The organism is Microcoleus sp. PH2017_12_PCY_D_A (genome assembly GCF_020738565.1).
In the GTDB taxonomy this organism is placed as follows: Bacteria; Cyanobacteriota; Cyanobacteriia; order Cyanobacteriales; family Microcoleaceae; genus Microcoleus.
In genome coordinates this window covers 1-21,253 of the sequence record NZ_JAEQCI010000130.1, presented here as the reverse complement: position 1 = coordinate 21,253, position 21,253 = coordinate 1, and the positions used below count along the sequence as shown (strand labels likewise).

The 21,253-nt window shown below is 46.5% G+C and carries 16 protein-coding genes; 6 read left to right on the top strand and 10 right to left on the bottom strand.

Annotation, left to right across the window (positions count from 1 at the left end; translation table 11 throughout):
* The 8 genes from JGK39_RS28410 to JGK39_RS28375 form a co-directional block, all read right to left on the bottom strand.
* Positions 1–2,165, bottom strand: a 2,165-nt coding sequence (locus JGK39_RS28410; protein ID WP_293303240.1) for a DUF4347 domain-containing protein, incomplete at its 3' end; no start/stop codon positions are given.
* A 1,025-nt stretch (positions 2,166–3,190) separates the two neighbouring features.
* Positions 3,191–5,320, bottom strand: coding sequence for a prolyl oligopeptidase family serine peptidase (locus tag JGK39_RS28405; protein ID WP_293260024.1), 2,130 nt, complete (start codon positions 5,318–5,320; stop codon positions 3,191–3,193).
* Between the two features lie 150 nt (positions 5,321–5,470).
* Positions 5,471–6,064 carry a recombination mediator RecR gene (recR, locus tag JGK39_RS28400; protein ID WP_293260021.1) on the bottom strand — a complete coding sequence of 198 codons (594 nt, stop codon included), beginning with the start codon at positions 6,062–6,064 and terminating at the stop codon, positions 5,471–5,473.
* 433 nt (positions 6,065–6,497) lie between these two features.
* A complete protein-coding gene (locus tag JGK39_RS28395) occupies positions 6,498–6,866 on the bottom strand; it encodes a translation initiation factor (RefSeq protein WP_293260018.1) in 369 nt (122 codons plus the stop codon).
* A gap of 143 nt (positions 6,867–7,009) precedes the next feature.
* On the bottom strand, positions 7,010–7,810 hold the full coding sequence (locus tag JGK39_RS28390; RefSeq protein ID WP_293260014.1) for a M48 family metallopeptidase: 801 nt from the start codon (positions 7,808–7,810) through the stop codon (positions 7,010–7,012).
* 81 nt (positions 7,811–7,891) lie between these two features.
* Positions 7,892–8,587 carry a TIGR00266 family protein gene (locus JGK39_RS28385; protein WP_293260012.1) on the bottom strand — a complete coding sequence of 232 codons (696 nt, stop codon included), beginning with the start codon at positions 8,585–8,587 and terminating at the stop codon, positions 7,892–7,894.
* 284 nt (positions 8,588–8,871) lie between these two features.
* The gene (locus JGK39_RS28380; protein ID WP_293260008.1) at positions 8,872–9,552 is read right to left on the bottom strand and encodes a TIGR00266 family protein; all 681 of its coding nucleotides are present in this window, start codon (positions 9,550–9,552) and stop codon (positions 8,872–8,874) included.
* A gap of 36 nt (positions 9,553–9,588) precedes the next feature.
* Complete coding sequence (locus JGK39_RS28375; RefSeq protein ID WP_293260005.1) at positions 9,589–10,248, bottom strand: TIGR00266 family protein; 660 nt, start codon at positions 10,246–10,248, stop codon at positions 9,589–9,591.
* Between the two features lie 773 nt (positions 10,249–11,021).
* Between JGK39_RS28375 and trpB the strand changes: the two genes are divergently transcribed.
* The 3 genes from trpB (at position 11,022) to JGK39_RS28360 (ending at position 13,902) form a co-directional block, all read left to right on the top strand.
* Entirely contained in the window at positions 11,022–12,260 is a 1,239-nt protein-coding gene (gene trpB / locus JGK39_RS28370; RefSeq protein ID WP_293260002.1) for a tryptophan synthase subunit beta, read from the top strand.
* A 398-nt stretch (positions 12,261–12,658) separates the two neighbouring features.
* A complete protein-coding gene (locus tag JGK39_RS28365) occupies positions 12,659–13,072 on the top strand; it encodes a CAP domain-containing protein (RefSeq protein WP_293259999.1) in 414 nt (137 codons plus the stop codon).
* 191 nt (positions 13,073–13,263) lie between these two features.
* Positions 13,264–13,902 (top strand): ribonuclease H-like domain-containing protein, encoded by a 639-nt coding sequence (locus JGK39_RS28360; protein ID WP_293298281.1) that lies wholly within the window; start codon positions 13,264–13,266, stop codon positions 13,900–13,902.
* 259 nt (positions 13,903–14,161) lie between these two features.
* Here JGK39_RS28360 and JGK39_RS28355 read toward each other — a convergent pair whose 3' ends face one another.
* Positions 14,162–15,247 carry a hypothetical protein gene (locus tag JGK39_RS28355; protein WP_293259993.1) on the bottom strand — a complete coding sequence of 362 codons (1,086 nt, stop codon included), beginning with the start codon at positions 15,245–15,247 and terminating at the stop codon, positions 14,162–14,164.
* A 474-nt stretch (positions 15,248–15,721) separates the two neighbouring features.
* On the opposite strand from JGK39_RS28355, the gene JGK39_RS28350 reads away from it, so the two are divergent.
* Positions 15,722–15,925: a hypothetical protein gene (locus tag JGK39_RS28350; RefSeq protein WP_293259990.1), complete on the top strand. Its 204-nt coding sequence runs from the start codon at positions 15,722–15,724 to the stop codon at positions 15,923–15,925.
* A 54-nt stretch (positions 15,926–15,979) separates the two neighbouring features.
* Here the strand turns inward: JGK39_RS28350 and JGK39_RS28345 are convergent, their stop codons facing one another.
* The gene (locus JGK39_RS28345) at positions 15,980–17,107 is read right to left on the bottom strand and encodes a HetZ-related protein 2 (protein ID WP_293259987.1); all 1,128 of its coding nucleotides are present in this window, start codon (positions 17,105–17,107) and stop codon (positions 15,980–15,982) included.
* A gap of 215 nt (positions 17,108–17,322) precedes the next feature.
* On the opposite strand from JGK39_RS28345, the gene glyS reads away from it, so the two are divergent.
* Positions 17,323–19,542: a glycine--tRNA ligase subunit beta gene (glyS, locus tag JGK39_RS28340; RefSeq protein ID WP_293259984.1), complete on the top strand. Its 2,220-nt coding sequence runs from the start codon at positions 17,323–17,325 to the stop codon at positions 19,540–19,542.
* 196 nt (positions 19,543–19,738) lie between these two features.
* Positions 19,739–21,091, top strand: a complete 1,353-nt coding sequence (murD, locus tag JGK39_RS28335; protein WP_293259981.1) for a UDP-N-acetylmuramoyl-L-alanine--D-glutamate ligase — start codon at positions 19,739–19,741, stop codon at positions 21,089–21,091.
* Positions 21,092–21,253 lie beyond the last annotated feature (162 nt).

Genomic DNA, 21,253 nt, shown 5'->3' with positions numbered 1-21,253 from the left:
TTGTTGTTGGCAGGATTAGAGTCTGGGGTGGCTGAGGTGCTGCTGGCCGTGTTGCTGACACTTGCACCAGTGGTTGGTGCAACAAAGCTGATTGTGTTTTCTACCGCAGGTGCACCGGAAAGTATGTTAATCGCTGGGAATGTCACAATCCCAGTAGTGCCATTATAAGTACCGCCGTTTGAAGCGACTACTCCTGTTAAACCAGGAACTATGGTGTCAGTAACTGTGACGTTTGTGGCTGTACTCGGCCCGTTGTTGACTGTCGAAATTATGTAACTAACTGTGGTTCCAGCAATGGCAGTGGCTGGGCCTATTTTTGTAGTAACTAGGTCGGCAAGAGCAACTGTAACGGGGCTCTGGGAGACTGTGGATGAACCGTTGTTGTTAAGTGGGTTCGGGTCGAAGGTACTGGAGTTGCTAAATGCAGTGTTAGTTAAGGAAGCGCCTAGTGTTCCCGGAACTGTGGCGACGATCGTCCGGGTGACGCTAGTACCGCTAGCCAGACTCGCAACCAACGGCCAGGTGACAGCCCCGGTTGCGGCGTTGAAAGTACCACCGTCGCTAGCACTGACGAAAGTTAAGCCGGCAGGGAGGGGATCTTGAATCAGGACGTTGGCGGCTGGGCTAGGGCCGTTATTTGTGGAAGAAATCGTGTAGGTAATGTTGCTGTTAGGTGCTGCGAACTGCGGGCTGACTTTAGTAGTTACAATGTCGGCTTGGAGTAGGGGTGGATTTATACTTTCGACAACCAGGTTGGCGATTTCGTGAATGTTTGTAGAACCACCTGTGGAACTAGCAAAACCAAATTTGAAAGTAGGTGGTATTGCTCCGTTTACGGTTGTCAAATTTGGTATGTTGATAATTGTCTCGGCGGGAACTAATACACCATCGTTGTTGGAGTCGAAGGCAACTGTAAGCTGGTTCGTAGTTGGTTGTAATGTAATCTGAACTTTTCTTCTAGCAGCAGCACGACCTGGAACAGTGCTATCTACCCCAAGACCACCAACGGGAGCGTTAGCCAAAAAACCATAGTTAGTGGCTAAGCTGCCTCTAACTGTTATTGAATCTTGTATCGCTCCCGGACCACCTACACGACTTTCAGTAGGATTGGCAAAATTGCCAAACTCGTCTAACCCGATACCCAGATAACCCCCTGCAATACCAGGTACGCCTCCATTGGCACTTGTTTGAGCATAGCCGAGAGAGCCACCGAAGCCTCCGGCGGCTGTTGGCGTAGTTGTGCCGTCAATGAGGAAAAAACTCACGCCATCGGCACCATTGCCACCATAGGCAAATAAATCAAAGGTAACTTTTATACCCTCAGTTGCAGCGATCGGGTTGTCGTAGATGACAAAAGCTGCTTGGTCTCCCACGGCTGATGTTAATCTCAAAGTACCGCTACCGACTGCATCGCCTGTACCTAAAGCGGGAATAATGCCTGTTGCCGTTCCGCCTGCCGTTAAGCCCGGGTTTGCTGCACCGTTACTGGTTCCATAGATCCAAGGGCCTAGTGCTGTTGCACCAACAAAAGTTTCGGCAACTAAGGTGGCTAGGACTGATGTATATGCTTCTAGAACTTCTGGTTTAAAGGCTAGTTCGGCATCAATTTGTCCTGTGGTAATTTCTAATTCCCAGTCGCCGCCTAGTGCTGCACTGCCAGTTAAGTTTCTGGAAGCGGCAATATTTGCTCCGGTTAATTCGCTGAGTTTTTCTATGAATTTAATGCCGGATTCGCCGGCAGCTACGTTACAGCCGTAAAGCAAAATGCTGCCTTGCGAGCCTAGGGCTTTTCCCCACTGCTGCAATTGACTGCTGTAGGTTTCTACATTATCAATATTCAGTTCTGTCCGACCGATCGCGACTGCTGCTTCTCGGCCGTGAGAAACTACGTGCAGGCTGTTGATGCTGTGGTAATGCCCCAAAAATTCGGTGATTTGTGCGATCGCATCTCTGGTTGGATCGAGCACCAATACTTCGCTTCCGGGTTTGACTCCACGGATCAATTCCTCGTAGTTTTCTACTCGGGAGTCAACAACGACTAGATATGTTTTCGATTCTGGATATGCTGTATAATTTGCTGCCTTAAATAAGTTTGTAGTGGCAAATTTTGTAGCTTTGGGTATTTTTACCGCTGACAAATTCGACATATTGGGGATCGTTTTCATGGTTGGCTGATGAAAGTTATTAGTTTTAACCTACCCCCTTTGAGAACATTCGATAAACACCCAAATATAAATTTTGTAACAATAAATTACTTTCAGATAATTTAATACTTACGTGTTTTTGGAAAGTTGAGATGTGAGGGAAGAATTAAACGGGGAATGCTGTGCCCTCATAGCGGGTTGTCCTAGGTAACTAATCACCACAACTCTTTGATTGGCAAGCGTTGTCGGGTTTTGGCGGCGCCACTAATCTTTTTTATTTTAAAAGAGGTTATTCTACAACCTTGAGATTGCGATCGCCCATTACTTACGCATTGCTGAAAAAAAGGCAGTGATTCCGGTAACGCGACGGTTCTCAGTACGGTTGTAAGTGTGATTTTTCGTGGAATTTTCACCGTAAATCCACTGAAAAAATCTGTTGCCGAGAATTAGAAAAATTTTTGAGGGTAGCTTAGATTTACTACTTATGGAAGTTGACATTCCCACGAACTTTACTTACAGGGGATTCATCTCTCAAAAGCTCAGAACGAACGCTCAACCATACAAAAAGTTACAGAATGTCATGCAAATTAAGACAAGTGGGAGTTGACAAGTTACACTAATTTATGCTGTAGCGATCGGTTGTCCGCAGCCACAGGCCATGAAACGATCGCACAATTTCCGCATTGAACACCAAATTAGCAGCAAAAGATGTGTTATATAGTACAATGACCTAAGGGGGGTGTACCAGCAGGTGAAGAGATGAGTGCCGGTGCACAGGTGTCAACTTGAGCTGCGAACCCAGTTATAGACTGATGTTTGACGATTAAGGCTCTTCTCCCCCCTATCCCCCCCTTCGATGCGGGGGGGACAGGAAGCCTCTTTAAGTCCCCCGACTATACGGGGGATTTAGGGGGATCTAGACTTGGCTATGAACGAGATATACCAAGGCTTTTAGGCGATTGTTGACACGCTTTGGTGCGGGTGCACACCCTACGGAATAGGCAGAGTCAGGAACCTACGAGAGGCCGCCCCCAATCCCGCGCTTGTTAAACGTTAATATCGAGTTCGCGCACCAAAAAAGCCCATTCATCTGCCAATTCTTCAATGACTTTAGCGGTAGGTTTGCCACCCCCATGTCCCGCTTTTGTTTCAATCCGAATTAACACGGGTTTTTCTCCCGCGTGCGTTGCTTGCAAAGCCGAAGCAAACTTGAAACTGTGGGCCGGAACAACTCTGTCGTCGCGATCGGCAGTTGTAATCATTGTCGCCGGATAAGCCGTTCCCGCTTTCAGATTGTGCAAGGGAGAATAGCCGTAAATTGTCGGAAATTCTGCGGCATTTTCCGGCGAACCGTATTCAGAAATCCATGCCCAGCCAATGGTAAACTTGTGGAAGCGCAACATATCCATCACGCCGACAGCCGGCAGCGCTGCGCCGAACAACTCCGGCCGCTGAATCATGCAAGCCCCCACCAATAAACCGCCGTTGCTACCGCCTGCGATCGCCAATTTAGCCGGTTTGGTATACTTATTTTCGATCAACCATTCAGCAGCGCTGATAAAATCATCAAACACATTTTGCTTGTTCAACTTTGTACCTGCTTGGTGCCACGATTCGCCGTACTCGCCGCCGCCCCGCAAACAAGCAGTTACATAAACTCCCCCCATCTCCAACCAAACAACCCTGCTAACAGAAAAACTCGGAGTCAGCGAGATGCCAAAACCGCCGTAGCCGTACAAGTATGTCGGATTGTTGCCATCTAACTGCAAGCCTTTTTTGTGAGTAATAAACATCGGTACCTGCGTACCGTCTTTGCTCGGATAAAATACTTGCTTTGTCTCGTAATCCTCGGGATTAAACTCGACATTCGGCACCCGATAAATTGTACTTTCATGTGTCACCATATTGTAGCGGTAGATGGTGTTCGGCGCAGTGAAACTGGTGTAAGCATAAAAGGTTTCCGTGTCGTGGCGCTTGCCGCCAAATCCTCCCGCCGAACCAATTCCCGGCAAGGCTACTTCTCGCACAAAAGAGCCATCTAAGTTAAAGATTTTAATCTGAGTGTAGGCATCTTTGAGGTAAGAAGCGACAAATTGATTGTTGAGGATGCCAATGCCTCCAAGGGTTTCGGCAGCTTCGGGAATGATTTCTGCAAACCCCCCCTGAATCCCCCCCTTACCAAGGGGGGGCGACGGGGGGGTTTCACCGCCCGCGAGGGATAAGGGAGGAGGGTTGTTAGTGTCGATCGCAATTACGCGGCCCAGGGGTGCATTCAAATCTGTTTGAAACCAGAAAAGCGAGCCATCATTGTCGATGAAACTGTATTCAGCCTCGAATTCGTTAATTAGTTCGACAACGCTGGATTCCGGTGCAGTTAAATCCTTGTAAAAAATCAAGTTTTTCGTTTCAGTTCCCAGCCAAACTGATACAATTAAGTAGCGGCCGTCTTCCGTGACTCCGCCGCCAAATCCCCACTCTTTTTCGTCGGGTCGCTCGTAGATCAATACATCTTCAGATTGTGGAGTACCGAGCTTGTGGTAAAACAGTTTTTGGTAATAGTTAACATCTTCGTGCTTGGTTTTTTCGTTGGGTTCATCGTAGCGGCTGTAAAAAAAGCCTTGACCGTCGTGAGTCCAGGATGCTCCCGAAAATTTCAGCCACTTTAAATGGTCAGATAAATCTTCCCCAGTTTCCACATCGCGCACCTTCCATTCCTGCCAGTCGGAACCCGAAGTTGACAAACCGTAGGCCATAAGTTTGCCATCTTCGCTGATAGATATGCCGCTAAGAGCAACGGTTCCGTCTTCTGACAGAGTGTTGGGGTCAATTAATACTTTGGGTTCGCCGTCTAGGGATGGTAAAGTATAGAGTACGGATTGATTTTGCAGACCGTCATTCTTGTAGTAAAAATAGCGATCGCCCTCTTTGAAAGGTATGCCGTATTTCTCGTAATCCCAAAGTTGAGTCAACCGCTGTTTGATTTTTTCCCGCGCCGGAATTTGGCTGAGGTAGCCGAAAGTGACTGCGTTTTGAGCTTCCACCCAGGCTTGGGTTTCCTCAGATTCCGGGTCTTCCAGCCACCTGTAGGGGTCGGAGACTTGGACGCCGTGGTAGTCGTCTGTTTGCTCGGCTTTGCGGGCTGTGGGGTAGCTTAAAGGGCGATCGAATTGGGTCATGATTTTTGCTCTGAGTAACTCTGTTCAGTTTAGCCTTTTTTACAAAATTGTTATTGCGAACCTCAATAAAGCAATCGCACTTCCTTCTCTCCCATCTTCCTTCGTGTCCTTAGCGCCTTCGCGGTTCGTTTCTCTTCTCTTTCAATTCACCTAATCCAATTCCCTCCTCCCTTCCAAAGCCCGAGCCAAAGTTACCTCATCAGCATATTCCAAATCTCCCCCCATCGGCAAACCAAAAGCTATCCGCGTAACTTTGGTAAAAGGTTTCAATAAATGACCGATATAAAGAGTAGTAGTTTCGCCTTCCACGCTAGGACTAATCGCAATAATAACTTCACCAATCTTTTGCTGGCTGACGCGGCGGACTAACGGTTGAATGTTCAATTGTTCCGGGCCAATTCCATCCATCGGCGAGATCACGCCGCCGACAACGTGATATTTGCCGATGTATTCCCTGGTTTTTTCTAAGGCGATTACGTCGCGGGATTCTGACACTACACAAATAGTCTGGCTGTCGCGGTTAGTGTTGCGGCAAATTTCGCAAACAGGTTCAGCAGATAAGTGAAAGCATACCTTGCAGAAACCTACTTGTTTTTTGGCATCAATCAATGATTGAGCTAGGGCTTGCACGTCTTCTTCCGGTCGCTTTAAAATATGCAAAGCCAGCCGCTGTGCCGTTTTTGGGCCGACTCCGGGTAAGCGCTGCAATTGTTCGATTAAACGGGCTAAGGGTCGAGTGTACATGAATTAGTTGATAGTTGAAGAAGTTGTTTGTTCGTAGTACGGACTTCAGTCCGTTCTTGGTTATTTCTTAATTGAGAAGAAGTTGTTTGTTCGTAGTACGGACTTCAGTCCGTTCTTGGTTATTTCTTCATTGAGAAGAAGTTGTTTGTTCGTAGTACGGACTTCAGTCCGTTCTTGGTTATTTCTTCATTGAAAGGACTAAAGTCCTTACTACGAACCTGGAGAGGACTGAAGTCCTTACTACGAACCTGGAGAGGACTGAAGTCCTTACTACGAACCTGGAGAGGACTGAAGTCCTTGAGAGGACTGAAGTCCTTACTACGAACCTGGAGAGGACTGAAGTCCTTACTACGAACCTGGAGAGGACTGAAGTCCTTACTACGAACCTGGAGAGGACTAAAGTCCTTACTACGAACCTTGTTTTGAGGTGATTTTAGCCGCCGCTGATTTTAGCTTTGTAGCCCAGTTTTTTGAGAATTTCGGCGAGTTTTTGCTTGTGTTCGCCTTGAATTTCGATTTCATTTTCTTTAACAGTACCGCCTGTGCCGCATTGGGCTTTTAGCTGCTTGGCTAAGTCTGCTAAAGTCTCAGGTTTTTCTTGAAATCCGCTGATGACTGTGACTGTTTTGCCGCCTCGTCCTTTTCGGGATGCTTCTACTTTTATAGTTTGTTGATTTGGGGCAACTTCTGGGACTCCCCGTTGCAGGGCTGCTGAGTTTTCAACGTTGCCAAACTCGGAGTAAACTACTCGTTTGCCTTCGGTTGTTTTGTTGTCAGAATTTTTGCGCTTGGATGCTGCCATATGTTATGATGCCTAATTTTTTTTACGGGTATTTCTAGTTTTAGTGGATTGGTGTAAGGTTGCGATCGCTCCTTTAGACTCTGATATTATACCTATTGTATTAGCCCATCCAGGGAGAGCGGGAATTATTAAGTGTCTGATTGTTATCGATCGCTTTTGAGTGTTGCGGGTAAAGGCGATCGCTCTTGAATCGGATAGCGGCGTTGAGCGATCGTTTGTGTTAACGTTAAACTGCGATCGCCCGGTGCCGGATGAGTCGATAACAAAGCAATATCTAAACGAGATTGTCGCGCTAATCGCTGGAAAAAGTCTGCTGCGCCAGCCGCGTGCCCGTAATGGGAAACCAGGAGTTGTAAGCCAAATTCATCGGCTTGGGCTTCCTGACTGCGCGAAAATTGGGCTTTGCTTAAATTGGAAGCGATCGCAGCGGCAACATTCACCAACCCACCTCCATCGCCTGCGAACACCGCTACCACAAATTGTAGCGCCAATCCCCGCCCAATTCCCCGCAAATGATCGCGATTGGCGAAATGACCCAACTCATGACCTAAGATCATCATCAACTCGTTTTCCGATTCCAATTGCTGTATCAAACCCCGATAAACAACAATTGTATCTCCAGGTAAGGCTAGCGCGTTTACAGTATCATCGGGAATGTAAAGTAGGCGATAATTGCGATCGATATTTTTTTGTTTAGGTAATTTAGTTTCCAGGCGATCCAGAAGTTGATTGAGAGTATCTTGTGCTGGAGAAGATTCCGCAAGACGTTCGTAAGCTGGGATAACTAACGCCCCCAAACGCTGTTCGAGTTCGGGAGGAATTAATAAAATCAGCCCATCTACCAGCTTGATGCTTCCCCAAAGCAATAAACAGACTAAGGCTACAAAAATCCCCAATAGGGCTAGCAGTTGCCTGTTGCTTGTGGGTGGATTGCGATCGGTCATAATGTTTTTTCAATTATTGTATTATAGTAGAATGCGTTGTGAGAATTTAACGCATCCTACAAGTTATATAAAAGCACCGAACTAATTGTTCTTTGTCGGTCGGAAGGGATTTAAAAAATTAATCAGAGGAAACAGGTTGCGAGACTGTATCCACAGTTTACCCTCTCCACTGAAGCGACAAACTAAGCCTTCTCCACCTAAAATTCCCGTCCTCAAGTTTTTCCAGGATAGCCCGCCCATGACTTCAACATTATACTTCAGCGTATCCTCAAAGGCGACAATATAACCGGTATCGACGATATAACTTCCATTAACTGGAATTTCCAGGATTGCGCCATAGGAATTAAACCAGATATCGCCTTGTCCAGTTGCTTTCAGAAAAAACAATGATTCGCCGCTAAAGAAACCTTTTAATCCCTGAAATTTAGTATCAAGGTCTACAGTAGAACTGGATGCCACAAAAGCAGAAGATTGCAGCATTAAGCTATTTCCATTGAGGTGATAATGTTGAATATCGCCGGGAACTCCAGGGGAAACGTAAAGTGTTCCAGAACGTTCTGGTGCAGTAAATTCGCTGATAAACAAAGACTCACCTGCTAACATTCGCGTGAGGCCTTTCATCAAACCTCCTTTGACTTTTGATTTCAGGGTGATGTGACTATCCATTGCTGCCATTCCCGAAGATTCTACCAACACCGTTTGGTTGGCAGGAATTTTGAGTTTTAGTTGAGCATAGGATGGAGAATGTTCGATTGTATATGAGATGTTTTTAGGCATATAAGTTAACAGTTGACAGTTGACAGTTGACAGTTGACAGTTGATAGCTCAATAATGTTCAGTTAGAATCGTCATTGCGAGAAACGCTATAGCGAGTGTAAATCATTCATGCAATCTGTAGGGGCGGTGGACGGTGCGTGCCCGCCCTCCGGGTGATTGGGCAACCACGGGGGGTTTGCCCCTACAAGAATTACACAAATGATTTAAGAACGCTATACATGAATGCGATGTTTTATGAAAGCAATCTCCGTTTATGTTTTGCATATCGCGAGTCTCCATGCTTGCTACCTCGGAGGTAAACGACTACCGACAACTTGACCGAATGCTGGGGCATTGTGGGTTTGACAGAAGAGGCTGCCGTTGCCTTTAAAGCGACAAACCAAACCTTCTCCACCGAGAAATGCACTCAACCAACTACTTCCGGGAGGTTTAGTAATTTCAAACTTTAAACTTTTCTCAAAGGCGACAATATGACCTGTATCAACAATGTATTCTCCTTTGACTGGAACTTCGTAAATTGCGCCGAAGGAACTCAATAGTACGTCTCCATGACCGCCCATATCCAGCCAGAAAATACTTTCTCCAGAAAACAGCGATTTGAAGCCTTGAAAACCCAAGTCAATATTGACATCTGACGTGCTAGCCAAATAAGAACCTGCTTGTACTACTAAGCCACTTTTGCCCATTTGATAGTGCAGCATATCGCCCAACATTTTGGGTGCTAAAAATAGTGTATTTTCGGGTGTTGGCGAGCGAAACACACTTAAAAATAGCGACTCTCCGGCAATCATTCGTTTGAGTCCGCCGAAAATACCGCCACCTTTGCCTTGGCGCAATGTCGTACTTGCTTGTAGATTGCCACTCATTGCCACCATTGCACCTGCCTCGGCAACGATTTCTTCACCTGTATTTAGGGTGACACGGGCGATTGTGCTGTCGGGTTGTTGTAAAAGTTCAATTTTCATATTTGGTAGTAGGTAATGGATATATTCGCTCGCAAGTCAAACTTTACTTGATAAAAATTGCACCAAACCATCGATACTTCTGGATTGCAAGTAAATTGTTCCCTTGCCCGTCACTTTATTCACAAACCCTTCCCCGGATGTAATCGAACCTAATAATCCGCCTGCCATTTTTATCGACATTTTCATTCCCGATTCGTAAGCGACTAAATGTCCTGTATCGACAATAAAGTCACCATTAATTTGCTTGCGAGTCAAGCCACCATAGGCACCAAAAAATACTGTTCCCTGTCCGCTGGCTTGCAATTTAAATAAGCCTTCTCCCGAAAACCAACTTGCCAATCCAGCCCAGCGCACGCCTAATTTGATATCGGGGGTACTGGCAATATAAGCACCGGGTTGAAAGCACAGGTTATTTTCATAGACTTGAGCTTCGGCAATATCTCCGATTGTCGATTGAGAAAGAACGACTTGGAGAGACTGCCGCGTTGGATTTGTAAATCGATTGACGAACAGCGATTCACCACCAAAAAACTTTTTCAATACACCTGAGAAAAAACCTCCATTAAATTCTGCTTTCATGGTGAGTGCTGCATCCATTGCTATCATCGCTCCTGATTCAGCAATAATGCTTTCTCCAGGTTCGAGGGTAAGAAAAATTGTGGCAAAGGAAGGTTTATAACGAATGTCGATATCCACGATTTGGGTTTCCTATTTTGTAACAATAACTGAAACAGGTGAGTTCTGCTAATGGTTGCTCAATTTAACCTAGAATTGGCTGGAACGATCGCCCCTAGGGATCGCTGGGAACAATAAACTTTTTATGGCCCGTCGCCCTCTATGGAGATGGATTTGGGGTTGAGGTTATTGAGTTCGATCGGTAGACCGGGATGAGAGAGTAGGATTGTAGGTCTATGCTTTTATTTTACTGCGATTGAACGAGCAAGCTGTTGCGTTCTTCAATAAATGTAACATATCGCACAACTATGATGAGATGAATTTACGGCAAGCACTGTGCTAAAATCATAGGTTGGCTATCAATATTTTAATTAACAAGGTGGAAAATATGGTCGTGTTGTCGATAAATTGCTGTTAGATATGCGCTAGTGGGAATGTTATAAGCATGGTTGATGATGACCGAAAGTTCAACGCAATTAAGAAGATTATGGTGGCATGGCAAACCTAAGTCAGTAGACTTGAATTTCAAAAATAATTAGGCCTCATATCGGCGCCACGTCGGAAATTTTGTTTGAGGCAAAAGACTTTTTCAATACGTCTAGTCTGTGAAGTGAACCTTTCCGGGTGATGTTGAGGCGTCTCGCGGTACGGTTGGGGAGGATGTCAAAATCAAATTTGTTCGATCGCCTCAAGTCCCCAAGCAATTTGGTACGATCGACTAAGCGCGCGATCGACACGCCCGCCTCTAGCTTACCCGCGAATCAAAAAATCTAAAATCTAAAATCTAAAATCCAATGACAGTAACCCCCCTGCGCCTCACCACAGAAACCACCGCCCAACGCCCCGACGGACTCGGCAGATTCGGCAAATTCGGTGGCAAATACGTCCCCGAAACCCTGATGCCGGCTTTATTTGAACTAGAAGCGGCTTTTCACAAGTATCGCAGCGAACCGGAATTTCAACAGCAACTCCAAGGATTGCTGAAAGATTATGTCGGCCGCCCCAGCCCCTTATATTTCGCCGAACGCCTCACAGAGCATTATGCTCAACCAGACGGCACTGGCCCGCAAATTTACCTCAAACGCGAAGATTTAAACCACACCGGAGCTCACAAAATTAACAACGCTTTAGCTCAAGCATTGCTAGCAAAACGCATGGGCAAACAGCGGGTAATTGCTGAAACTGGTGCCGGCCAGCACGGCGTTGCTACCGCTACAGTTTGCGCTCGTTTCGGCATACAATGCGTTGTCTACATGGGCGTTCACGACATGGAAAGACAGGCTTTAAATGTGTTTAGAATGCGCTTGATGGGTGCGGAAGTGCGGGGCGTTTCGGCTGGTACGGGAACGCTCAAAGATGCGACTTCGGAAGCGATTCGCGATTGGGTGACAAATGTTGAGACAACTCATTACATTCTCGGTTCCGTAGCTGGCCCCCATCCTTACCCGATGATGGTGCGCGATTTCCATGCAATTATCGGTGAAGAAACCCGCGCTCAATGTCAGGAAAAGTGGGGCGGTTTGCCGGATATTTTATTAGCTTGCGTGGGCGGGGGTTCTAATGCAATGGGTCTTTTCCACGAGTTTGTTGGGGAAGAAACGGTTAGATTAATTGGTGTTGAAGCGGCGGGCGAAGGTGTTGATACTGATAAACACGCTGCGACTTTGACTATGGGAACTGTGGGTGTTTTGCACGGGGCGATGAGTTATTTGCTGCAAGATAATGAAGGTCAAGTGATTGAGCCGCATTCGATTAGTGCTGGTTTGGATTATCCTGGTGTGGGGCCGGAACACAGTTATTTGAAGGATGCTGGTAGGGCTGAATATTATAGTGTAACTGACCAGCAAGCTTTGGATGCTTTTCAGCGGCTTTCGCAGTTGGAGGGGATTATTCCGGCTTTGGAAACTGCTCATGCGATCGCCTATTTGGAGACTCTTTGCCCGCAGCTAACCGGCAGTCCGCGCATTGTGCTGAACTGTTCGGGACGCGGTGACAAAGATGTGAACACTGTGGCGAAGGTTCTGAATATCTAGTCTACCGGAATTTCGGGCGATCGCCCTGTAGGAATGAATAAGATTATGTCCGGTTAGAACCGGTTTGGAGTGAGGACTTCAGTCCTTTCTTTTCTGGTTGGTAGTGAGGACTTCAGTCCTTTCTTTTCTGGTTGGTAGTGAGGACTTCAGTCCTTTCTTTTCATCGGTTTGGAGTCAGAACTTTAGTCCTCCTTTTTTAGCTGTGAGTTAATAAGGACTAAAGTCCTTACTACGAACCATTTTTCTGATGAGTAATTAACTGAATATTCGCTAACAATTAAGTGGATTTTTACCTCTGTCTCATGTACAAACCTTTGATTTTAATGTCTCTAGGATTCCTAGCAATCCTACCTAATTGTACTCAACTCATTCCTACACAATCGCTCCCAGAAACTTCCATGAATACTAATATTGCTGCTACGAGTTCAATTGCTGAGTTAGAAAAAGCTGTTAACCAACAGATCAATCAATATCGAGCATCTAAGAAGTTGCCGCCGCTGAGTGTCGATCCGCGAATTAGTCAGATAGCCAGAATTCACAGCGAAAATATGGCGAGTGGGAAAGTTAAATTTAGCCACGATGGATTTGAAGGGCGGGCGAAAGCAATTACTGTTCCCTATCAAAGTGTAGCTGAAAATGTTGCTTACAATTTTGGCTACAGCGACCCGGTTGGCAATGCTGTTGAGGGTTGGATTAAAAGTGAGGGCCACCGCAAGAATATCGAGAGTCAATTTAATTTGACTGGTATTGCGATTGCCAAAAATGCCAAAGGGGAGTATTATTTTACTCAGCTTTTTGTCCGCAGTCGATAAGATGAAGGAAGTTCGGCAACGGATTTTGTAACGGATTTAACGGATGTTTCGGGAAGTTTGGCAACAATTTTTTGACAAATTTAACGGATTTAATGAATTTTCCAATTCCTGATTATAAAATCTACAGTTGAATTTTCCAATGACTAATGACTGATGACTGATGACTAATGACTAATTACCAATTACCAAGAATGGAATTTCCAGATTTTCAAGTGTGCGATCGCGATATTTCCGATGCTCTGCTATCTTATTATTTGACGGCTGAGGATCTCGCCGTTGATACGGAAACGATGGGTTTGATGCCCTGGCGCGATCGCTTGTGTTTGGTGCAGTTGTGCGATCGGCAGGGTAAAGTCGCGGCGGTGCGGATTGCTAAAGGCCAGACGGCGGCGCCAAATTTGAAAAAGCTCATGGAAGCTGAAAATATTGAGAAGGTATTTCACTTTGCACGCTTCGATCTGGCAACCATGCGTTACAATTTAAGTATTGACATTGCTCCTGTTTTCTGCACAAAAATCGCGAGCAAACTTGCGAGAACTTACACTAACAGACACGGACTTAAAGAGTTAATCCAAGAGTTGGAAAAAGTAGAACTCAATAAAACTTCTCAAAGTTCTGATTGGGGAAATTCCGAGCATCTTTCAGAGGCTCAATTGAACTATGCTGCTAACGATGTTCGCTATTTGCTGGGCGCTAAACAAAAGTTGACTGCTATGTTGCAGCGAGAGGAACGCTGGGAAGTTGCACAGCAATGTTTTCAGTGTTTGCCTGTTTTTGTAACTTTGGATCTGTTGCAGTACAAGGATGTTTTCGAGCACGGCTCATCTTAAGTCGCGATCGCACAAATGCACTCACATAGGTTCGCAGCATCGGACTTTAGTCCTTCTTCAGATTTGGATCGGGAAGGACTAAAGTCCTCACTACAAACCTAATTATTATGATTATAGGTTCGCAGCATCGGACTTTAGTCCTTCTTCAGATTTGGATGAGGAAGGACTAAAGTCCGATGCTGCGAACCTAATTATTATTATTGATTTGACCGGGCTAGATTTGAGTTAAAGAAAGTTCAAAACTTACAACTATTTCTAATTAGAAGTCCTCGGGATTCTGTTCCTGCATCAAAGCTTCAAGTTGGTCGTCCACATTTCTGACAACTTGTTCCAAAGCGGGTAAACCTTCCAAAGGTAAAGGAGAAAGCCGAGTGCGATCGCGAATTTGATTCACTTTCCGCTGCAATTCTTTGGCCAGTTGCAGCGCATCTCGACTCAAAGTAGACAATTGCTGCTGCTGGTAAAACCTCAAAGCTGCTCCCCGCAAAACTTGCAGTGTGGCTTCTTCCTTGCCGCCCACGGGCATTACTCGCAAGCGCAACAGCAAATGAGTTTTTCCATAGATGCGTTCTACTTCGACTTGTTTGGGATGTTCCACGGGGGAAACAGGCATATCTGTCAGCCGCTTCAACTCGTCGATGACTTCTTGAAACAGGAAGGGAGAGATACCTTCGAGGATCGATTTCAAAACGCCGTCTTGACTCCAAAGAATTCGCCCCATCGACTGGTGCCGCTCAAAAAACAGGCGGCCGATACCGTCTAGCAGCACTCTACCGAGCAATTCTTGCAGCAGTTGGGGCGCGGGCAAAGTTGCCAAAACTTCGACGGGGCTTGACAAGTGCACGGCCTCGACATCCAAAACAGAAAGTTCTGCCGGCGTCAGCAAAACCTCAGGATCGGGAGGTTTCAACCGCTCGGGAACCCGAATCGAGGGTTCGGGTACAGACAGCAGGGTGTCTGCTTCGGAGCTTGATGTTGCTGGTGCGGGATTTATCGGTGTTGGGGCTGGTATCGGTGTTGGGGCTGGTGCGGTTTCTGTCAGGCTGGGTTCTCTGACTTGGTTCCCGTGGAGCAAGTAAGCTGAGAGCATCGAACGCTGAGTTTCCGGGCCAATTTGCTCCGTTGTCACCGAGCAATTCATGTATGCTAAAATCCGCTGCACGTAGTCCAAAGCGGAGTCATCTTGCACATCGACTACGCCCAATTTAAATAGATTGCCTTCTAGAGATAAAGGCAATACTTGATAGTAAAGGCAAGCTTCAAAGGGCACAACTGTATCGATTAATTGAAATATTCGATCGGAGTCCATTGTAGCCGCCGAGTCTGTTGAAGATGTATGTACCATTAGCTTCTCTGTAGTCGGAAGCGCGATCGCGCTATACCAACCTGATTTATAAAATTAAACCATGCAACTTCCCTGACGTAGCTAGGCATCTGAAACCCGGAAGCTTTTATGAAAGAAAAATATTTGGTCTCAGAATTTTCTCTCTTCTGTATTCCGTCTCAAATTCTACAAAAAGATTGACAACTAGATGATGGCGGGCGGACTATCGACTAACTATCATTTATCGCCCAAGATTGATTCCTATGGCTGGCAAAGATAGAATTTTGTCTGAATGCCCAAGTATGACAGATACACCAGAACCGATGATGGACGTGCAACTGCTAAATTGAGGATTGGTTAAAAAATCCTGAAGAGTCGATCGTCCTGGTAATATCTTACTCCACGGAGTTCGCGGTGAGCATCCCCGATCGTCAGTCAATTAAAGAATTGAAGAATTTTAGATTTTAGATTGACTCCTTTACATGAATCTGGGATGTGGATCTTTGGTCTCAAATTTGGGGAGCGACGATCGTGAGTGTAAATCGTACAGCATCCGGCGTTGCCGGGCTCGCGGTAGCAGTTGCGATATCCCGATCGATATTACCTGATTCGATCGCGCTTGAGAGCGATCGCGCGGTTTCTACGGGGAAACTCGCAGCAAATCTCGCTGTTCGGAAATTGATTTGTAGCGCGAATTAAGAAAAATCCTACCGCCAATTAACCATTAGCAATTGCCCGCGACTCATTACCAATCTACTCGTTGCGGAGAGATTGAGCTGCTAAATAGAGTTTGCTCCACTCGCCGATGACTTGATTGGTTTTTAACTTTAATTCAGAGGCGATCGTCTCTACACTTTTCCCTGCTTTGAGAGATTCTATCAACTGCCGCTGCACCGGCGTAAGATCTTGTAAATATTGCTGCCACTGGGCGGGAGTCAAGCCCAAACTGTGTTCTTTGAGCGAAATTTCCAGCCAGTTGGCGACTAATTCCGGTGCTTGTTTGACCGCAAACACCCGAATCGCGTGGTAACTGACTTTTTCTCGCAAGCGGTAAATTTGTTTGACCGGCACCTTCAAATCCTCAGCAATTGCCTCTTGGGAACGGCCTTGCAGGTAAAGCCGCAGCCATCGCGAAGCCAGCGGATCGACTTCAGCAGTCAAGTAATTCTCAAATTCTTGTTGGACAATCTGCCGCTGAGTTTGTCGTTCTTCCCAAGCTTGACTTTCTCGATACTCGGACATCGCCTGTTCGTCTAGCAGGCTGAGCGGTTCGTCTGTATCATCGGGTAGAACCTGTTCCGACACCAGCCGCACCCAATCTCCCGCCGGGACTTGCGTCAACCCGCCCCGCTGGGAACGCCGCAGGTAGTTGACGAAGCGGTACACCAGCAGCGGCTGGTTGCGGATCGGCCGCAAGCAGTATTCTTCAGTGCTCGCTAGCAGCAAAGCATTTCGCAGGCGTTTATCTGTTGTGCATTCGGCAATCCAGGCGACTTGCTGTTGGAGGTAGCGATCGGAATTTAGCATTTCCTGAATCACTTCTTGCAGTACCTCTACCGCACTCCGCTGTCTGTCGCGACTCAAGGAAACCCACGCTTGAATTTTTTGCCGGAGCACTACCAAACCGCCCAGGCGCCCGATCAAGTTGCGGTAAGCTCGATCGGGCGCTACTCCCAGATACCGCTGCTGTAAAATTCGATATAAAAAGTCGATCGCCCCGGAGGCGACAGCGAGTTGAGTCGGATTTAGAGTGTCAAATCTTTCTGGCTTGTCTCCCAACAGCCAGCGGACAACACTCTCGCGAGTGCTAGAACTCTCGTCGGGGCAATCTTGTTCGAGTCGCGCCTTCCAATCTTGTGCTAGTCTTTGGGCCAAGGTCATGAGCTGTTGAGCTATTGTCTTTCACCCCGATTTTACGTGGTATGCTGGTCATTTGAGTCTTTTTTGGATCTAATTAGACTTCCACACCAGTAAAATCATTCTGTAATGTTATCGCGATCGTCATTCCAGGCTTTTTTGATTGCCGATCGCTAATTTTTGTAACGATTGAACGGGCAAATGAATTGCCTATTGACAAAATCACCTGAATATGTTATATGCCTAACTTTTTATTAGAACTCGGTACCGAAGAATTGCCCGCATCTTTTGTTGCAGGTAGCGTCCAACAGTGGCAGGAACTCGTACCTGCAACTCTGGCAGAACAATCTTTGACAAATGAATCAATTAATGTATACGCAACTCCGAGGCGTTTGGCCGTTCTTGTTAAAGGACTGCCACTCAAGCAATTAGACAGAGAAGAAGAGGTAAAAGGGCCGCCCGCAAGTTCGGCTTTTAAAGATGGCAAACCGACGAAAGCAGCCGAAGGTTTTGCGAAAAAACAAGGCGTAGAAATCGATGCTTTGGAAGTTCGCGCTACCGATAAAGGCGATTTTGTGTTTGTTCTCAAACAGATTCCGGGGCGGATGACGGCGGATATTTTGGCTGAACTTGTGCCGCAGTGGATTAATAAGTTAGAAGGTAAAAGATTTATGCGGTGGGCTGACGGAGATTTGAAGTTTCCGCGCCCGATTCGATCGATCGTAGCCCTGTTTGATGATACTGTACTGCCGATCGCATTGGTGAGCGGTTCGGATACCGTCAAGAGCGATCGAATTTCCCAAGGACACCGCGTGTTACACACCCCCCCTACACCCCCCCTTGGTAAGGGGGAGACATCGCTTTCTACACCCCCCCTTACCAAGGGGGGGACGGGGGGGGTTTCCATTCCCCAAGCCGAGGATTATGTCGAGTGTCTGCGGGCTGCTGGCGTTGAGGTCGATCGACAACAGCGCAAAACTCAAATTAAAGCACAAGTAGAAGCCGCCGCCGCCAAACAAGGCGGTTATGCAGACATTACCGAAGATTTGTTAGAAGAAGTCACCGACTTAGTGGAATGGCCCAACGCAGTCGTCGGCAAATTTGACGAGGAATTTTTGATATTACCGCCGGAAGTAATCACGACAATTATTGTTACAAACCAGCGTTATTTCCCAATCCTCAAAAGCCCCGATTTTCCAGAACTTCTGCCCTATTTCATTACAATTTCTAACGGAGATCCGGCGAAATCTGCCATCATTGCCGCAGGTAACGAGCGAGTCGTGCGGGCGAGATTGGCAGACGGTCAGTTTTTCTACAAAGCAGACTTGGTAAAGCCTTTAGAGGATTATTTGCCCAAGTTGGAGACGGTCACTTTTCAGGAAGATTTGGGTACAGTGCGCGCCAAGGTCGATCGGCTGTGCAAGATTGCCTCTCTCATCACCAAGCAACTGCAAATAACAGCAGCAGAACAAGCTTACATAGAAAGAGCAGCATTGCTTTGCAAAGCCGACCTCGTAACCCAAATGGTTTACGAACTTCCCGAAATGCAAGGAATCATGGGGCAGAAATACGCTTTAGCCTGCGGCGAACCGGAAGCCGTAGCCACAGCAATTTTTGAGCATTATTTGCCCAAAGGTGCGGGCGACAATTTGCCGCAAACTCTCACAGGTCAAGTTGTCGCCATCGCCGACAAATTAGATACATTAGTCAGCATCTTCGGCTTGGGAATGTTGCCGACTGGTTCCTCCGATCCCTTCGCCCTGCGCCGCGCGGCCAATGCGATAGTTAACATTATTTGGACGGCTGAGTTGTCAGTCAATTTGCACCAGTTACTCGCAGAAGTTGTTGCCGAATTTACAGCAATTCGCCCGCAAACAAGCCCAGAATTACTTTCACAATTATCAGAGTTTTTCCTGCAAAGAATTAGGACTTTGCTGGAAGAAGAAGGGCAATTAGATTACGATGTGGTAAATGCAGTTTTGGGAGAAAACGACCCAGAATATACAGAACGAGCATTGCGAGATTTGTTGGACACTTTAGAAAGAGCGCTTTTCTTGCAACAAATCCGCAATGACAAAACATTGGATAAAATTTACGAAACAGTCAACCGTTCGACTCGTTTGGCGGCTCAAGGTGATTTGGATAAGGTAGAATTGGAACCGAAAACGGCGGTGAAACCCGAGTTATTTCAAAAGTCTTCCGAACAAGCTTTATATGATGCTTTAGTGCAGTTAGTGCCGCAAACGCTGCTATCGAAGCAAACTCGCAATTACCAACAGTTGGTAGAGAGTTTGACGGAGATTGCTCCGGCTGTGAGCAGCTTTTTTGACGGGCCAGAAAGCGTTTTGGTGATGGATTCTGACCCGGAAATTAAGCGCAATCGCTTGAATTTACTGGGTTTGCTGCGGAATCACGCGCGGGTGTTGGCTGATTTTGGGGCGATCGTCAATCGATTTTAGATTTTAGATTTTGGATTTTAGATTGCAGCCAAAGGTTTTGATGTAATATCAAATCCATTGGTATCGAAATTATTCATTTCTATCTTCTCTCTTCTCCTCCTCTGTGCCCTCTGCGCCCTCTGCGGTTAAATCATCCCAAAAAAACCGTAACATATAAGAGGAAAAAACCAATAAAATTCGCTCCATCACACAACTTATGCCGATCGCTCATATAATTGGATTAGGAAAATCAGGGAATGCCGCCGCCAGACTGCTCAAACGCGAAGGATGGGAAGTAACGCTGAGCGATCGCTCATCTTCCCCAAATTTGCTCGAACAACAACAGCAACTAGCTAACGAAGGCATCAACCTGGAGTTAGGCAAATCTTTTGAACCTGACAAATCCATAGAATTAGTAGTAGTAAGTCCGGGCGTTCCCTGGGATATTTCAGCATTAGTGCGCGCCCGAGAATTAGGAATTGAAACAATCGGAGAAATGGCTCTGGCGTGGCGCTATCTCAAATCTCCTTGGGTAGCAATTACTGGTACTAACGGCAAAACTACAACTACTGCTTTAATTGCTGCTATTTTTGCCGAAGCCGGACTTTACGCTCCCGCTTGTGGCAACATCGGCTATGCTGCGTGCGAATTAGCTTTGGCCGAAAAACCGCCGGATTGGGTAATCGCAGAAATCAGCAGTTATCAAATAGAATCATCGCCGTTTGTAGCGCCCAGAATCGGAGTTTTGACGACTTTGACGCCGGATCACCTCAGCCGCCACAAAACTTTGGAAAATTACTACAGCATTAAAGCGCATTTGCTGAAAAAGTCGGAATTGCAAGTAATTAACGGCGACGATCCTTGTTTGCGGCAGCAAGGAGTTGACATTTGGCCTGATGCGTGTTGGACGAGTGTTAAAGGTGAAAAAGATTTGTTGGGAAAACGGGATTTTGGAGCGTACATCGAAAACGGTTGGGTAATCGCTCAAGGCGAGAAAATTTTGCCGGCTGAGTCTTTGCGGATGGTGGGAGAGCACAATTTGCAAAATTTGTTGATGGCGGTGGCGGCTGCTAATTTGGCGGGAATTGATAAAAGTGCGATCGCCCAAGCTATTGCTAAATTCCCCGGAGTGGCCCACCGCCTCGAACACATCTGCACCTGGGAAGGCATAGATTTCATCAACGACAGCAAAGCGACTAATTATGACGCGGCTCAAGTCGGGTTAGCTTCTGTCAGCGCGCCGGCGATTTTGATTGCGGGCGGCGATCCCAAAGAGGGCGACGATCGCGCTTGGATTGATACAATTAAGGCTAAAGCGGCTGCGGTGCTGTTAATTGGGGATGCAGCGGGTATTTTTAGCGATCGGCTCGAACAAGCTAATTACAATGCTTGGGAAATAGTCGAAACAATGGAAAGAGCAGTTCCGAGAGCCGCAGAATTAGGAAAACAGAACAAAGCTAAAGTCGTACTGCTTTCGCCAGCTTGCGCCAGCTTCGATCAATACCAAAACTTCGAGCAGCGGGGCGATCGTTTCCGTCAATTGTGTCTCGAATCGCTTCCCAAAAAGTAGGGCTGCATTACGCGATATCCGCAGGGACACGGCAATGCCGTGTCCGGTGCTGGAACCTACAACTTTATAACCCACATTCCGCAGATATTCGATCGGATTTAATTTCAAAAGAATTCAGAATTCTCAAAACCTCAAATAATTGCTCTGCAATCATTTGAGGCT

What these genes read in the sequence shown, in the direction of transcription:
- glyS (WP_293259984.1), top strand. Translation starts at nt 17,323, where the DNA reads ATGCCTAACTTTTTATTAGAACTCGGTACCGAAGAATTGCCCGCATCT.
- JGK39_RS28345 (WP_293259987.1), bottom strand. Translation starts at nt 17,107, where the DNA reads ATGACCTTGGCCCAAAGACTAGCACAAGATTGGAAGGCGCGACTCGAA.
- trpB (WP_293260002.1), top strand. Translation starts at nt 11,022, where the DNA reads ATGACAGTAACCCCCCTGCGCCTCACCACAGAAACCACCGCCCAACGC.
- JGK39_RS28360 (WP_293298281.1), top strand. Translation starts at nt 13,264, where the DNA reads ATGGAATTTCCAGATTTTCAAGTGTGCGATCGCGATATTTCCGATGCT.
- JGK39_RS28395 (WP_293260018.1), bottom strand. Translation starts at nt 6,866, where the DNA reads ATGGCAGCATCCAAGCGCAAAAATTCTGACAACAAAACAACCGAAGGC.
- JGK39_RS28405 (WP_293260024.1), bottom strand. Translation starts at nt 5,320, where the DNA reads ATGACCCAATTCGATCGCCCTTTAAGCTACCCCACAGCCCGCAAAGCC.
- JGK39_RS28355 (WP_293259993.1), bottom strand. Translation starts at nt 15,247, where the DNA reads ATGGTACATACATCTTCAACAGACTCGGCGGCTACAATGGACTCCGAT.
- recR (WP_293260021.1), bottom strand. Translation starts at nt 6,064, where the DNA reads ATGTACACTCGACCCTTAGCCCGTTTAATCGAACAATTGCAGCGCTTA.
- JGK39_RS28380 (WP_293260008.1), bottom strand. Translation starts at nt 9,552, where the DNA reads ATGAAAATTGAACTTTTACAACAACCCGACAGCACAATCGCCCGTGTC.
- JGK39_RS28365 (WP_293259999.1), top strand. Translation starts at nt 12,659, where the DNA reads ATGAATACTAATATTGCTGCTACGAGTTCAATTGCTGAGTTAGAAAAA.
- JGK39_RS28385 (WP_293260012.1), bottom strand. Translation starts at nt 8,587, where the DNA reads ATGCCTAAAAACATCTCATATACAATCGAACATTCTCCATCCTATGCT.
- JGK39_RS28390 (WP_293260014.1), bottom strand. Translation starts at nt 7,810, where the DNA reads ATGACCGATCGCAATCCACCCACAAGCAACAGGCAACTGCTAGCCCTA.
- murD (WP_293259981.1), top strand. Translation starts at nt 19,739, where the DNA reads ATGCCGATCGCTCATATAATTGGATTAGGAAAATCAGGGAATGCCGCC.